Origin of the sequence: Variovorax sp. Root318D1 (assembly GCF_001424835.1) — a bacterium.
Taxonomy (GTDB): Bacteria; Pseudomonadota; Gammaproteobacteria; order Burkholderiales; family Burkholderiaceae_C; genus Variovorax.
In genome coordinates, this window is record NZ_LMCQ01000006.1 from 42,813 (window position 1) to 56,099 (window position 13,287).

Genomic DNA, 13,287 nt, shown 5'->3' on the forward strand with positions numbered 1-13,287 from the left:
CACGGCCATGCACCCGCTGCAGGTGCTCGTTCATGGCCACTCTATCGGTCAAGGGTTTGCGGGTCGATGCCCAAAGACAGCGGCACGGCCGAGGTACCCGGGCACCCCTCCGGGTACTCCAAGTGCAGTGGCTTCAGTCCTCGCGCCAGAACGCTGGCGGCTATTCGGCCGTAGGCACTGCCGACCGATAGGCCCCGGGGCTGACGCCCGTCCATTTCTTGAATGCGCGATGGAAGGCGCTTGTTTCCTGGAATCCGGTCCGCTCGGCGACATCGGCCACCGTCAACGACGCACTCGACAGGAGATCGATGGCGATGTCACGTCGCAGATCGTCTTTCACCCGCTGGTAGCTCAGGCCCTCCTGTTGCAAGCGCCGTTGCAGCGTGGTGCCGGAAACCGAGAGTTCCTGCGCGAGCTGCTCCAGGTCGGGCCATGCATCGGGCCGCTGGCTGCGCAGCCGATGGCGCACCTGTGCGTTCGTGCTCGCGTCGTTGCGGTACTTGACCAGCAGATTGGCCGGCGCCGCCCGCAAGAAGTTGTCGACCGTCTCAGCGGATTCAGCGATCTTCAGATCCAGCAGATCGCTCGCGAAAGTGATGTGCGTGGTCTTGCCGCTGAACTTCACGTTCTCACAGAACCGCGTGCGGTAGTGGCTGTCATCGGCAGGAGGCGGGCATCGGAACTGCATCTCGCGCAAAGGAATCCGCCGGTGCACGAGCCAGCATGCCAACCCATGCACGAGGATGAACCAGGTGCCGTAGCCGAACAGCCGGCGCAGCACGCCGCCGTCATGCAGGATCACGCGCGCCTCGTCCGCCGAGCGGACCAGCTCCCCTTGAAAGTCGTCCAACGTGGCGTGCAGGAACCTGAGGATGCGACGAATGGCGTGCTCCAGGTTGTCCGAGCTGACTGCCGCCCGCGTCATGAGCGCGTAGCTCCCCCGGCGCAGTCCATGGCTGTCGAGGCCGAAGAACTCATCGTCCATCAGATCGGCCAAGGCCACCCACATTCGCGAATACGCCTCGGCCGACACGCGCGCGCGCGGTGCGTTGAGCAGGTCGCGATCGAGCTTCGCGGCTTCGAGGACACGGCTGAGGTCCATGTTCCGTAGCGCGGCGGCATGGATCGCCTCGTGCACCAACTCGATGGAAACCGTTCCCTTCAAGCCTGCTGACTTCATACAAACCCCGCTCAAGAATCGTTAGTCGGGGCGCGCCCGGCCTGGCTGCGAGCCTCGGGTGGCCTTGCTTGCCGGCCTGCGGCGCGTGAGCGCCAGGTTGGCCGTGAGCATGGCCGCGACCAGCGTGACCAGCCACGAAAAATACACCCACAGCAAGAACATGGGCAGGGCCGCAAAGGCCCCGTACAGCGCCTTGTACGTCGGCACCTTCACAAGATAGTTGGTGAAGCCGCGCTTGCCGAGCTCAAAGGCCACGCTGGCGATCAAGCCGCCCGCGAAGGCATCGCGCAGTCGCACCTTGGTGTTCGGAACCAGATAGAACATGCTCGTCAGCACGGCCACGCCGAGCAGGAGCGGCCCGAGGTCGAGCACGAATGCGAGCGAACGCGGCAGCGCGCCTATGAGACCCAGCGAGATGCCCAGCAGGTACGACGTGGCCCACAGGCTCAGGCCCAGCACGGGAGGGCCGACGGCCAGCATCAGCAGGTACAGGCCGACCCTCTTGAAGAACGGCCGGTTCTTGCGCACCTTCCACATCTGGTTCAGCGCGTTCTCCACCGTGAGCAGCATCGCGATGGCGGTGCCCAGCAGGAAGAGCGAACCGACCCAGGTGAGGCCGCTGGCATTCCCAACGAACTGGTTCAGGTACTTCAGCACCGTGCGGGCGATGTCGGCCGGAAGCAGCCTGTTCAGCAGAAACTCCTGCAGGGCATCCTTGAACCGCGTGAAAACCGGGAACCGCGTGAACAGCGCAAAGCTCGCTGCCAGCAAGGGCACGATCGACAGCAAGGTCGTGAACGCCAGGCTGCCGGCGACCTGGGGCAGGCGCTCTTTGCGGGCGCGGTCGATGGTCAAGCGCGTGAGGGTGAACATGGTTCGCAGAGGGAGAAAACTCGAATGGCTTCGCGGCCGCGAGGACCGCTGCCAGTGCGCGCAATTGTGATCGGTAGATCGGAGACCTCTTCGGCCGTCACGGGTAGCGTCAAAGGAAATCTTCGTCCACCAACAGCGACAGCATTGACCAGCGAAGCCGCTGCGCCCAGTTTGATTCCGGCTCGCGGTGCAGCACCCAGCGGCGTCCGTCCCGCAGGAAACTCCATTGCAGCCCGCCGCGCCGCGCGGCTGTCTCGCTCACGCTGAAGCTTGCGGGCATGCGCACGCGCTGGATCAGATCCGCCAGCTCGCCGGCCAGCGCCGGGCTGTCGACGATCAGGCCCAGTTCGGTGTTGCAGTGCGCAGAACGCCGGTCCATGTTCATCGACCTCCTTGCCGAAGGAGGGCATCACCCAGTCGCAGCGCTACAGAGAGAGTCTTGGACTTACGGCTTAACCCAGTCCAAGTTTTTATCCGCATCCCCCTAGGGTCAGAGATGGGCGCAAACCAACAGTAGAGCGCATCCCTCAGCGTATCAGTCTGCTTTCCCTGTGGTCCAGCTGCAGGGGTTCACTCCAATCAACACTCCAGTGTCTGGGTGCTCGCCCGTTGGTCCAATTTACGGAACAGCACCCCGAGATTCCGGCGTCGGATGGCCATGCGCCAATGATCTTTCCCCACTCAAGAGGTCCACATCATGGAACATGCCGAAAAAAACTTGTAGCGCATGAGTTACTGACTAGCATGTCAAAAACCGAGGCGGAGGTCGCACCGGTTGCCCGCAGACCAGGAATGCACCACCCCGCCTTCTCGCAAAAGTTCTCGCGGCGCTCGTATCAACAAATTCAGGAGATAACTCATGGACTCCGTCAAGCGGTCCGCTTTTTTCATCGAACCCGCCACCTACCCGCGCCCGCTCGAGGTGGTCGGCCTGCAGGTGAAGGTCCTCGCCTCGGGCAAGAACACGGGCGGATACGAAATCTTCCTGCAGGACGGCGTAGAAGGCAGTGGCGCGCCGCCGCACCATCATCCGTGGGACGAGTCGTTCTATGTGGTGAGCGGCGACGTCGAGTTCGGCTTCGACGACCAGGACCATGTCGCCAGAGCCGGTACGCTCGTGCACTTGCCGGCCGGGACGGTTCACTGGTTTCGTATCGGCAAGGGCGGTGCCCAGATGATCTCCATGACCGGCCGCGAAGCCGCCTCGGCGATGTTCGAACACATCGATCGCGAGATTTCGCCCACGTCGCCTGATCTCAAGCGACTTGTGGCCATCTCGGCCGAGCATCAGTCGCTGATCCACGTGCCGAGCTAAGCCGCCCCCTCCGGCGTCATGCCGCCACAGATGGCGGTTGACGTCGGCCGGCATGCTGAACTCAGCGCCCGCGCGTTTGCTCGCTGGCCTGCGCTGCATGATTTCTGCTTCGTGTAGTAGCGCACACCTTTCTCCCCGTAGCCGTCACGGGCCCCGCGCGCGACGGATGGGCGGGGTCTGTGACCACTTGGGGAATGCCCTGGCGGCGGATGCGACCGCACGGTCGACATCGTCGCGGGTGGCGAGCGCAACACGGCCGGTGTTCGCTCCCGTTGCGGGATTGAAAACGGGCGAGGTTCGGGCGCCGGCGGCCGGCAGGATCTAGCCATCGATCCAGTGGTTGACGCGAGCCACGGCTGCGATGCCGGCGGTAGGGCTAGTTGTGGTCGTGGCGCTCTCGCTGGGTGACCTCCGCATCCTTGGAGTTTTTGACCAACTCGATGGCCGCCAGGCAGTCGGCCTGGTTGTAGTATTTCTCGACGCTCTCCGCGACTTTTCGGCGATCGTCGCCGTACAGCGTCCAGCGCCAGAGATTCGAGCTTTCCTCGCGGTAGTAAATGAATTTCATGTGGTGTTTTCTCCTGGATCAGCGCGGGGTCTCGCCCTGCATCGTGGTCTGCATGGAAGGACGCTGGGCAAAGCTGTCGTACCACTTCGCCAAGCGTGGTGCCGGATTGCGCCAGTCATCCTCCGGGAATCGAAAATCAGAAGTGGCGCAAGCGCAGGCCACCGCGATCTGCCCCAGGTCAGGCTCATCGCGAAAGTTTCCGCAGATCTTGTCGAGGTACTCGTAGCAGCGGTCCTGGCGGTCCATCATCTTGCGCACGAAGCTGCCGGAAAATTCCTGCGGACTGGGCGATCCCTCGCGCTTGCGCAGCATCTCTGCGCGCCGCAGCACTTGGGCCTCCATCAAGCCATGCGTGGCGACGGAGACGACGGAGAGAATCTCCCAGCGCTCCCTCCCGGCCTGAGGGCACAACCGGAAGTTGCCGAGCTCGTCGTTCAGGTACTCGCAGATGGTGGACGAGTCCGCCAGGCGCAGTCCATCTTCGGTCAGCAGCGCCGGAATCCTGGCGATGGGGGAGGCGTCAAGAAAGTCTTCCCGGTACGGGGTGGTTTCGGTCCCCCAGTTGTGCGGCCAGCTGGTGGGGATCAGCTCGAAGCGGTCTTCCAGACCGAGTTCGATGAGCGTGACGCGGCATTTGCGCGTGAAGTGGGAGGCAGGGGTGATGAATAGCTTGTTCATGGGGTTGAGTGGCCGAAGTACAGCCGCAGTGCTGTTTCAGAGATTTGCCGCCGCTGCAGAGGGTCGGGGACAGCGTCGAAGAAGGACTTGACCGCTTCGCCGTAGGCGTAGCCCTCATGCGCGGCGACGAAGGGCCAGTCGCTGCCCCAGAGCACGCGCTCGGTGCCGAGCGCGGCGAGCAAAGCGGCGCCGACCTGCGGGCCAGACTCGCCGAGGCGATGCCACGCGGCCATCTTGACCCAGGTGCGTCCGTTGTCCACGGCGCGCACAGCCGCCTGGTAGCCGGGGCACTGGGTACCGAGCTTGGGATCCGGGAAGCCGAAGTGGTCGACGACCACCTTCGCCGGGCAATCCGCGAGCGCCTCCAGCACCGGCGCCAAGCGCTCACCGCCCAGCAGAATCTGGACGTGCATGTCGAGGTCCGCCAGGCGTGCCAGGAACAATCGGTACTCGGCGGAACGCACATCCGGGAGTTCGGGCTGCATGAACCACACCCAACGGACACCCACCACCCCGTCGTCGCGCATGCGGCGCAGGATGTAGGGATCGATGGTCGGCGGAACGATGACCGTGCCGCGCAGCCGTGGCGACGCCCGCAGCGACTGCAGCGTGTACTCGTTGTACTCGCCGAACATGCTGGCGGCGGCGATCACGCCGAACGGAATGTGATGCGAATCCAGCGTCGAAAGAAAAGCTTCTACCGGCGCCGGCTTCTCCACTTGCCGCCACGCATCCTTGGCGAGCGGCATGGAGGTGGTGTAGATGTGGGCGTGGGTGTCCACGAGTGGCAACTCCGCCATGTCTGTGATCTTGAACATGCGTTAGCCCTCTTCGAGCTTGATGTTGGCGTCCTTGACGATCTTCCTGAAGAGGCCGACCTGCTGTTTCCAGAAGCTTGCGAACTCCACGGGCGTCATCGGGTGGCCTTCGGCACCGAACTCCTGCAGCTTGGTGGCCAGCTGGGGCGACGCGGTCGCCTTGCGGATCTCGCCGGCCAATTTGTCGACAATGGGCGCCGGGGTGTTGGGGGGCGCGAAGATTCCGGTCCAGAAGGGCAGCTCGTAACCGGGAAGGACTTCGGCCATCGTCGGCACATGGGGCAGTGCGGGCGAGCGATTCTTCGAGGTGACGGCCAGGGGGCGCACCCGACCCTGCTTGATATGCCCGGACTGCGGGGGCACGCCGTCGAAGAGCATGTGCACCTGTCCCGAGATGAGGTCAGGCATCACAGATCCGGTGCCCTTGTACGGGATGTGGAGGATGTGGACCTTGGCCATCAGCTTGAACCACTCCGCGGCGAGGTGCGTGCCGGTGCCGACGCCCGCCGAGCCATAGCTGTACTTGGCTGGATTCGCGCGCAGCAGGGCGATGAACTCCTTGATGTCCTTGGCCGGCACGTCGGGATTGACGACCATCACGAGCGGAAACTCCGCCGCCATGGAAATCGGTGTCAGCGCAGTGACCGGGTCGAACGGGAGCTTCGTAAGGGAGGCCGCATTCACAGCCGCCGTCGTCGCCTGGAAAATCAATGTGTAGCCGTCAGGAGCCGCCCTGGCCAGGGTGCCAGAGGCGATGGTTCCGCCCGCGCCGCCCACGTTATCCACAACGAACTGTTGCCCCATTTGTTCGGACAGGCGCTGCGCAAACATGCGGGCGAGCAGGTCGATGCCGCCGCCGGCCGTCGATGGCACCAACACGCGAACCGGCTTGTTCGGATAGGGCTCCTGCGCGCGCAGCGGCATAGCGGCAGCACAACTGGCGGCGAGGATCGCGCGGGTGATCTGGCGTCTCTTCAACATTGCTGTTGCGGGTTGAATTTGTACACGTGCGTGCGCTGGGCCAGCTCCGGCACCGGCACACCCGCCCGGATATCCGCGTACCGCTTGGCTTCGCCGGCTGCGATCTCGTGGGCCCTTTTGAGCACCGCCTCCACCGCGTCACGTGGGACGAAGCACACGGCGCCCTCGTCCGCCACCACCAGGTCGCCAGGGCGCACCTGGACGCCCAGAATGGTCACGGTCCCGTTCACGGCCACCGTCTCCAGGCGCCACTTGCCGGTGATGGAGCTGGGACCGCGCGACCAGACGGGGAACTGGAGCTCGCGCGAGTGCTGCACATCCCGGACGCTGCCGTCGATGATGGCGCCGATTTCGCCTTGGCGTTGCGCGATGGTGACCGAAAGTCCGCCCATGTTGGAGATACCCACGACGCCCTCGATGACGAGGACGTCGCCAGGCTCGGCCAGGTTGTGAGCTTCGATCTCCGCCATCTTCGAAACCCGATCCTTCGCTCCGCGGTAGGCGTTGTCCCGCTGCTCCACGTTGCGAAGCGTGAGCGCTGGCCCGACGATCCTGGCCGAGGGGAGGTTGGGCGGCAGGTTGCAGCCGGGCACCACGGTGTCGATACCCAGTTCGTCCAGCGCGTCGGAGACGGTGCCGGTCAGATCCTCCAGCTGGTGGAAGCCTTCGATGATTTCGCGGTCATAGCGCGGGATGCTCAGCTGCAGGATCGCTTCGCGCGGGATTTTTCCAAGGGGTTGTTTGACCATGTTGTCTCCTGGCGTTCTCATGCGAGAACGGCTTTGAAAAGCCGCATGAAATTGTCCTGGGCGATGCCCTCGACTTGGGCGCGGGTGAAGCCCTGCGCGAGAAGGGACTCGAGCAGCTCTTGCTGCTGCTGCAAGTTGTCCACCGGATAGCGCCAGGGCCAGGTGCCATACACCTCAGGCTTGCGCATGAACTCCTGATACCGTTCCGCCGGCTGGTCGGTGATGAAGTCCGAGCCGATGCCCACATGCTCGACACCGATGCGCGTCGAGCAGTGCGCGATATGGGCGATGACATCGTTGGCGGTAGGCGCATCGCCACCGGGCATGCGAACCACGGGTGGCAGATAGGTGACGCCGATCACGCCACCATTGATCTTGAGCGCATCCAGAAGCGCATCGGACTTGTTGCGCATGTTGGGGCAGACTGCGAAAGCGTTGGCATGCGTGACGGAGACCGGCTGCTTCGACAGCCTCGTCGCCTCGATCCCAGAGCGATCGCCCACATGGGACAGATCGATCACGATGCCCAGCTCGTTCAGGGCCCCGACCAGCTCACGCCCCAACGTCGACAGGCCGGCGTCGGCGGGTTCCGCACATCCGTCCCCATAGAGGTTGCGGATGTTGTGTGCGATCTGGATCACGCGCACGCCGGCGTCATGGAACAGGCGCAGCAGGTTCAGATCGCGCTCGACGCCTGGCACGTTCTGGTAGCCCATCACAACGGCGAGCTTCTTGTCGGCACGGGCTCGCTCGAAATCGTCGAACGATTCGACGATCCTGACCAGGCCGTCCAGCGTGCGCAGGTGCGCGCGGTAGTTGGCCAGCTGATTGAGCGAGTGACGCAGGTCAGGGACGGGATTGATGCCCTGGAAGTTGTTGAGGGTGATGTGAACGGCGGCCACACCATTCGCAAGACAGCTTTCCACATAGGGGGCCGTCAGGCGCGACCCATTGAGAAGATCGAAGATTTTGAACATGAGGGTGATTGGGGTTCGGGTCGCGATCCACAACGTGGACCTTTTCGACAACCGAATCTTCGATGCGATCTTCAATCACCCGCAAATTGCCTTCAAAATGTTCCGCTATTTGGACTTTGTGCTCCCCTTTTTTCTGGCCGCCGCGCCGCGAAACTGGCGGACGCTGCCTGTTCCCGTGCCGCTCTCGGCCGTGACGATGCGTTGCTGGATATGGCTGGCATGCATCCGCAGGATCTTCACGATCTCGGGGATGCGCGAGTTCCGAAGGCGGTCGTTGATGGCGGCGGTGCCGATGGCGGCGATCGGGCGGTCGGCGCCGTCCCTGATGACCACCGCGACACCTCGCACTTCCTTGAGCATCAGTCCCTCGCTCAGCGCGTACCCCGCCGTCCTGGCGCGCTCCATCGCTTCCCGAATCTGCCGGACGCTCGCGTTGGGAAAGCTCCCTAGGCGTGCCTTGATCGCTTCGAGAACGACGGCGCTCTCCTCGGGAGGCAACGCGGCCAGCAGCGCCACACCCGTTGCCGCTATCCCCAGCGGGCGGCGTGTGCCCACCTCCACGGTGAAGGCCTTCACCGGATAGTCGCCGGTCTGGCGGTCGATGCAGACGGTGTCCATCCCGCTTCGAATCGCGAGGAAGCTGGTGTCGCCCGTCTTGGCGGCCACCGCCGCCATCTCTTCGGCCGCGAGCTCCTTGAGGTCGTAGACGGTCCGGTTGGCCGACCAGCCCAGCACGGCGAGCTCCTGGCCCAACCGGTAGCGGCGCGTCTCGTCCAGCTGCTCCACCATCCCCTCTTGCTTCAGCGTATCGAGGATGCGGTGGACCGTGGGCTTCGTCAGCCCCGAAGCCTGCTGCAGCTCGACCAGGCGTCGACCATCTGCCCCGGCCGAGGCAAGGATGCGGATCAGGCCGATGGCCCGTTCGAGGGTTTGAGTTGTCATGGGTGGTCCATTATGTGGAATGAAACGAAGGGCATTTGGCAGGTCGCTGACGCCTGATGGAAAGTATCGTGCATGTTTGGTCCAAATGCTGGAATGATGGAATGACGACAGAGAAGGTTGAAGTGGCGCGATACCCGATGCAGATCGGTGGGAAAGCGTACGAGCCCGCCGGCGGTGAGTGGCTTGCCTCGATGAATCCGGCCACGGAGAAAGCCTGGGCGATGATCCCCCGCGGCAACGCGGAGGATGCGGGCGCGGCGGCGGCCGCCGCCCACGAGGCGTTGCGCGGCCGTTGGGCCCAGCTGACGCCCACGGAGCGCGGCGCGCTGATGTTGCGCCTGGCCGGGCTCCTGGAGCGGGACGCGGAACTGCTTGCGGGATTGGACGCGCGCGACAACGGCAAGCCCATCTCCGAGCTGCGCAAGCAGTACGCCTACCTGCCGCAGCACTGGCGCTACTTCGCGGGATTGGCCGACAAAGTTCAGGGCGAGGTCATCCCGGTCGACCGCGTCGGGGTTTTCAACTTCACGCGGCACGAGCCGGTGGGCGTGGTGCTCGCCATCACGCCCTGGAATTCCCCGCTGGTCATTGCCTCGTGGAAGATCGCGCCGGCCCTTGCCGCAGGCTGCACGACGATCGTGAAGCCTTCGGAGCACGCGTCGGTTTCCACGCTGCACTTCGCCAGGCTCGTGGCCGAAGCGGGTTTTCCGGCGGGCGTCGTCAACGTAGTGACCGGCTATGGCCATGAGATCGGTGAAGCCCTGGTTGCAGACGAGCGAGTTGCGAAAGTCACATTTACCGGGGGGGAGGCTGGCGGGCGCGCCGTCTCCACGCTCGCCGCGAAGCACCTCAAGCCCACCGTGATGGAGCTTGGCGGCAAGTCGCCGGTCATCGTTTTCGACGATGCCGATCTGGACCGGGCGGTCCCGACGGTGGCGGCCGGCATCTTTTCGTCCAGCGGCCAGTCCTGCGTCGCGGGCTCACGGCTGCTGCTGCAGGCGGGCATCTACGACGAATTCGTGCGGCGACTGACGCAGCAGGCGCGTGCCATCGTGGTTGGCGACCCTCTTTCCGGGGGGACGACGATGGGGCCAATCGCCACCCGCGCCCAGTTCGACGCGATCCAATCGCACCTCGCCGATGCGCATCGGGAAGGTGCGATCCGCGCGTTCGAGGGCGAGCTCAGTGCAGGCTGCCCTTCCGGTGGCTTGTTCGTTCCGCCCACGATCTTCACCGGCGTGACGGCCTCCATGCGCGTGTGGCGGGAGGAGGTCTTCGGGCCCGTGCTTGCCGTGATGCGCTTCGGGACCGAACCCGAGGCGGTCGCCTTCGCCAACGATTCCCCCTTCGGCCTGGCCGCCGGCGTGTGGACGCGCGACCTGGACCGCGCGCTGAGGATGCACGAAGCGCTCGAAGCTGGGACGGTGTGGATCAACAGCTACCGCGGAGTGAGCAGCATGACGCCGCTGGGCGGCTTCAAGAGGTCGGGTTTCGGCCGCGAGAACGGCCAGGAGGCGGTTCGCGAGTTCCTGCAGACCAAGAGCGTTTGGGTTGAGTACCAATGAGCCAAGCACATTCCCCACTCAGTGGCGCTGCGATCCTGGGCGCCCTCAAGGCCGCCGGGATCGAGTACGTCGTCTCCGTTCCAGACCTGACAACCTCTGAGGGCGTGCTGCGCCCCCTCGCCACGGACCCACAGCTCAAGCTCTTGCGGGTATGCCGGGAGGAGGAAGCGATCGGCATCAGCGCGGGGCTCCTGGCCGGCGGCAAGCGCGCGGCGATCCTCATCCAGTACACGGGCTTCCTGGCGTCCATGAACGCGATCCGCGCGATCGCGATGGAATATCGCCAGCCGATCTGCATGCTGGTTGGCCTTTTGTTCGCGGATGCGCCGGAGGACCCGAGGCAATCCGCCAATTACGGGGTGAACCGGATGGTCCCCTTGATCGAGGCGATGGGCATGCCTTATCGGCTCGCGCGAAACGACGAAGACGCCGCCGGGATCGCGCCCGCCATCACGCGCGCCTTCGACCTGAGCGAACCGCTCACCGTCCTCATCACACGCTATCCCAGTGCCTGACCTATGAAACGTGACGCCTGCTTCCAGCTGCTCGCCAGTCTCTTGCCCGACGACATCGTGGTGTCCACCTACTCGTCCGCCTTCGAGTGGCTCGCGATCCGTCCGCATCCCCTGAACTACGTGGCCGTGGGCGCGATGGGCTTGGCCTCGTCCCACGCGCTGGGTCTTGCGCTGGCGATGCCGCAGCGGCGCATCGTGGTGCTCGATGGTGACGGCAGTCTGCTGATGAATCTCGGCACGCTGGTCACGATCGCGGCAGCCGCGCCAAAGAACCTCATTCACTTCGTCTCGCGCAACGGGAGCTACGAGGCCAACGGCGGTCATCCTATCCCGGCGCAGGGCGTCCTCGATTTCGCCGGTATCGCGCGCAATGCCGGATACCGCCGTACCGAATCGTTCTCGGAACTTTCCACTTTCGCGGCGAAGGTGCCGACGCTGCTGAGCGCGCCTGGCCCGACGTTCGTCGAGCTCTACCTGGAGCCGGGAGACACGATGCCTGCGCCGGACTACGAGCACATCCACGGGGTGCGCGCGCGGCGGGAATTTTCCAAGGCCCTGGCAAGTAGCTAAGGCCACTTAGACAAAACAAAGACGGAGACAACGATGACGCCAACAACGCAGCCGGGCGCGCCGCCGCCCCTGCTGGAAATCGACCGGGTGAGCGTGCGCTTCGGCGGCGTGCGTGCCTTGGACGCGGTCAACCTGACACTCGCCGAAGGTGAGATCTGCGGGCTGATCGGGCCCAACGGCGCGGGCAAGACCACGTTGTTCAACGGGATCACGCGCATGTACGACACGTTTGGCGGCAGCATCCGCTTCGCAGGCCGCGCCATCGATCGCATCCATCCGCGCGAGGTTGTCGCCGCGGGCATCGCCCGCACCTTCCAGAACGTGGGGCTCTACGGCGGAATGTCCGTGCTGGAGAACGTGATGCTCGGCGCGCACCATTCGGCGGGCCAGTCGATGCTCGGCAGCCTGCTGCGGCCCGCGGCGGCGCGCCAGGCCGAGCACGGCCTCGTCGCGCGGTGCCGTTCCATCCTCGACGAGCTCGATCTCGATGCGCTGCGCAACGAACCGGCCGGCGCCATACCGTATCCGACACAGAAGCGCGTGGAGATCGCGCGCGCGCTCGCCTCGCGGCCGCGCCTGCTGCTGCTGGACGAGCCGGCCGGCGGCCTCACGCACGGCGAAGTGGCGCAGTTCGGCGACCTGGTGCGGCGCATCCGCGATGCGCATCGTCTCACCGTGCTGCTGGTGGAGCACCACATGGGACTGGTGATGGGCCTGTGCAGCCGGCTGGTGGTGATGCACTTGGGGCGCAATCTCGCACAGGGCGCGCCCGCTGAAGTACGCGCGAATCCCGAGGTGGTGGCCGCCTACCTGGGGCGCCCATCGAACTCCGTCGGAGAGCGGTCATGACCCTCCTGCAAGTGAGTAGCCTGTGTGCGGGCTACGGCGCGGTCGAGGTGTTGCACGACCTCGCCTTCGACGTGCAACCGGGCGAGATCGTGGCCCTGCTCGGGGCCAACGGCGCCGGCAAGACCACCACCTTGCGCGCGGTCGCGGGCCTGCTGCCCGCGCGCGGCCGAATCGCGCTGGATGGCGCAGAAGTCACAGCCGCGTCGCCGGCGCAGCGTGTGCGGCTCGGGCTGGCGCTGGTGCCGCAGGGCCGCGGCACTTTCGGCGAATTCAGCGTGGAAGAGAACCTGGCGCTCGGCGCCTACACGGTGACTTCGCGCCGCCAGATCGGGCAAGACACCGAGCGCTGGTTCGAGCTGTTTCCGCGCCTGCGCGAGCGCCGCCGCCAGCAGGCCGGCATGCTCAGCGGCGGCGAACAGCAGATGCTGGCAATCGCGCGCGCACTCATGTCGCGGCCGCGCCTGCTGCTCTGTGACGAACCCTCGCTGGGACTGGCCCCCGCCGTCACGCAAGAAATGTTCGCGATCCTGCGGCGCATCAACGAGGAGCAGGGCACGGCGCTGCTGATCGTGGAGCAGAACGCCGACGTCACGCTGCGCCTCGCGCACCGCGCCTACGTGATGGAAACGGGCGCGCTCACGATGCAGGGCCCGGCCAGGGAGCTGCTTGCCTCCCCCGATATCCAGCGTTCTTACCTTGGAGCTTGA

At 65.1% G+C, this 13,287-nt stretch carries 16 protein-coding genes and 1 pseudogene; 6 read left to right on the plus strand and 11 right to left on the minus strand.

The window, feature by feature from the left end:
* Nucleotides 1–160 precede the first annotated feature (160 nt).
* The 3 genes from ASC78_RS07005 to ASC78_RS07015 all read right to left on the minus strand — a co-directional run bounded on the left by ASC78_RS07005 (nucleotide 161) and on the right by ASC78_RS07015 (nucleotide 2,432).
* On the minus strand, nucleotides 161–1,180 hold the full coding sequence (locus tag ASC78_RS07005) for an AraC family transcriptional regulator (protein ID WP_055798433.1): 1,020 nt from the start codon (nucleotides 1,178–1,180) through the stop codon (nucleotides 161–163).
* Nucleotides 1,181–1,201: 21 nt separating this feature from the next.
* A complete protein-coding gene (locus ASC78_RS07010; protein WP_055798435.1) occupies nucleotides 1,202–2,053 on the minus strand; it encodes a YihY family inner membrane protein in 852 nt (283 codons plus the stop codon).
* A 109-nt stretch (nucleotides 2,054–2,162) separates the two neighbouring features.
* Nucleotides 2,163–2,432, minus strand: a complete 270-nt coding sequence (locus ASC78_RS07015; RefSeq protein WP_157634403.1) for a hypothetical protein — start codon at nucleotides 2,430–2,432, stop codon at nucleotides 2,163–2,165.
* Nucleotides 2,433–2,912: 480 nt separating this feature from the next.
* On the opposite strand from ASC78_RS07015, the gene ASC78_RS07020 reads away from it, so the two are divergent.
* Nucleotides 2,913–3,368 (plus strand): cupin domain-containing protein, encoded by a 456-nt coding sequence (locus ASC78_RS07020; RefSeq protein ID WP_055798441.1) that lies wholly within the window; start codon nucleotides 2,913–2,915, stop codon nucleotides 3,366–3,368.
* A 153-nt stretch (nucleotides 3,369–3,521) separates the two neighbouring features.
* On the opposite strand, the pseudogene ASC78_RS27400 reads toward ASC78_RS07020, so the two are convergent.
* The 8 genes and pseudogenes from ASC78_RS27400 to ASC78_RS07055 form a co-directional block, all read right to left on the minus strand.
* Nucleotides 3,522–3,689, minus strand: a pseudogene (locus tag ASC78_RS27400) (aldehyde dehydrogenase family protein); the annotation flags it as partial.
* 55 nt (nucleotides 3,690–3,744) lie between these two features.
* Nucleotides 3,745–3,936 (minus strand): DUF1508 domain-containing protein, encoded by a 192-nt coding sequence (locus ASC78_RS07025; protein WP_055798443.1) that lies wholly within the window; start codon nucleotides 3,934–3,936, stop codon nucleotides 3,745–3,747.
* Nucleotides 3,937–3,954: 18 nt separating this feature from the next.
* On the minus strand, nucleotides 3,955–4,614 hold the full coding sequence (locus ASC78_RS07030) for a glutathione S-transferase family protein (RefSeq protein ID WP_055798446.1): 660 nt from the start codon (nucleotides 4,612–4,614) through the stop codon (nucleotides 3,955–3,957).
* The gene (locus ASC78_RS07035) at nucleotides 4,611–5,432 is read right to left on the minus strand and encodes an amidohydrolase family protein (protein WP_055798449.1); all 822 of its coding nucleotides are present in this window, start codon (nucleotides 5,430–5,432) and stop codon (nucleotides 4,611–4,613) included. Before ASC78_RS07035 ends, ASC78_RS07030 begins: the two co-directional genes overlap by 4 nt.
* Nucleotides 5,433–5,435: 3 nt before the next feature.
* Complete coding sequence (locus tag ASC78_RS07040) at nucleotides 5,436–6,413, minus strand: Bug family tripartite tricarboxylate transporter substrate binding protein (protein WP_082517458.1); 978 nt, start codon at nucleotides 6,411–6,413, stop codon at nucleotides 5,436–5,438.
* The gene (locus tag ASC78_RS07045) at nucleotides 6,407–7,162 is read right to left on the minus strand and encodes an RraA family protein (RefSeq protein ID WP_055798454.1); all 756 of its coding nucleotides are present in this window, start codon (nucleotides 7,160–7,162) and stop codon (nucleotides 6,407–6,409) included. The genes ASC78_RS07040 and ASC78_RS07045 overlap by 7 nt, the downstream gene beginning before the upstream one ends.
* Before the next feature lie 17 nt (nucleotides 7,163–7,179).
* Entirely contained in the window at nucleotides 7,180–8,139 is a 960-nt protein-coding gene (locus ASC78_RS07050) for a dipeptidase (protein WP_055798457.1), read from the minus strand.
* A gap of 105 nt (nucleotides 8,140–8,244) precedes the next feature.
* Nucleotides 8,245–9,081 (minus strand): IclR family transcriptional regulator, encoded by an 837-nt coding sequence (locus ASC78_RS07055; protein ID WP_055798460.1) that lies wholly within the window; start codon nucleotides 9,079–9,081, stop codon nucleotides 8,245–8,247.
* Between the two features lie 101 nt (nucleotides 9,082–9,182).
* On the opposite strand from ASC78_RS07055, the gene ASC78_RS07060 reads away from it, so the two are divergent.
* From ASC78_RS07060 to ASC78_RS07080, 5 genes are read left to right on the plus strand one after another with little or no spacing between them, the layout of a single operon-like run.
* The gene (locus ASC78_RS07060) at nucleotides 9,183–10,646 is read left to right on the plus strand and encodes an aldehyde dehydrogenase (RefSeq protein ID WP_200934278.1); all 1,464 of its coding nucleotides are present in this window, start codon (nucleotides 9,183–9,185) and stop codon (nucleotides 10,644–10,646) included.
* Nucleotides 10,643–11,161, plus strand: coding sequence for a thiamine pyrophosphate-binding protein (locus ASC78_RS07065; RefSeq protein ID WP_055798463.1), 519 nt, complete (start codon nucleotides 10,643–10,645; stop codon nucleotides 11,159–11,161). The genes ASC78_RS07060 and ASC78_RS07065 overlap by 4 nt, the downstream gene beginning before the upstream one ends.
* Nucleotides 11,162–11,164: 3 nt before the next feature.
* Nucleotides 11,165–11,731, plus strand: a complete 567-nt coding sequence (locus tag ASC78_RS07070) for a thiamine pyrophosphate-dependent enzyme (protein ID WP_055798465.1) — start codon at nucleotides 11,165–11,167, stop codon at nucleotides 11,729–11,731.
* Nucleotides 11,732–11,764: 33 nt separating this feature from the next.
* Entirely contained in the window at nucleotides 11,765–12,580 is an 816-nt protein-coding gene (locus tag ASC78_RS07075) for an ABC transporter ATP-binding protein (RefSeq protein WP_055798468.1), read from the plus strand.
* A complete protein-coding gene (locus tag ASC78_RS07080) occupies nucleotides 12,577–13,287 on the plus strand; it encodes an ABC transporter ATP-binding protein (protein WP_055798471.1) in 711 nt (236 codons plus the stop codon). Before ASC78_RS07075 ends, ASC78_RS07080 begins: the two co-directional genes overlap by 4 nt.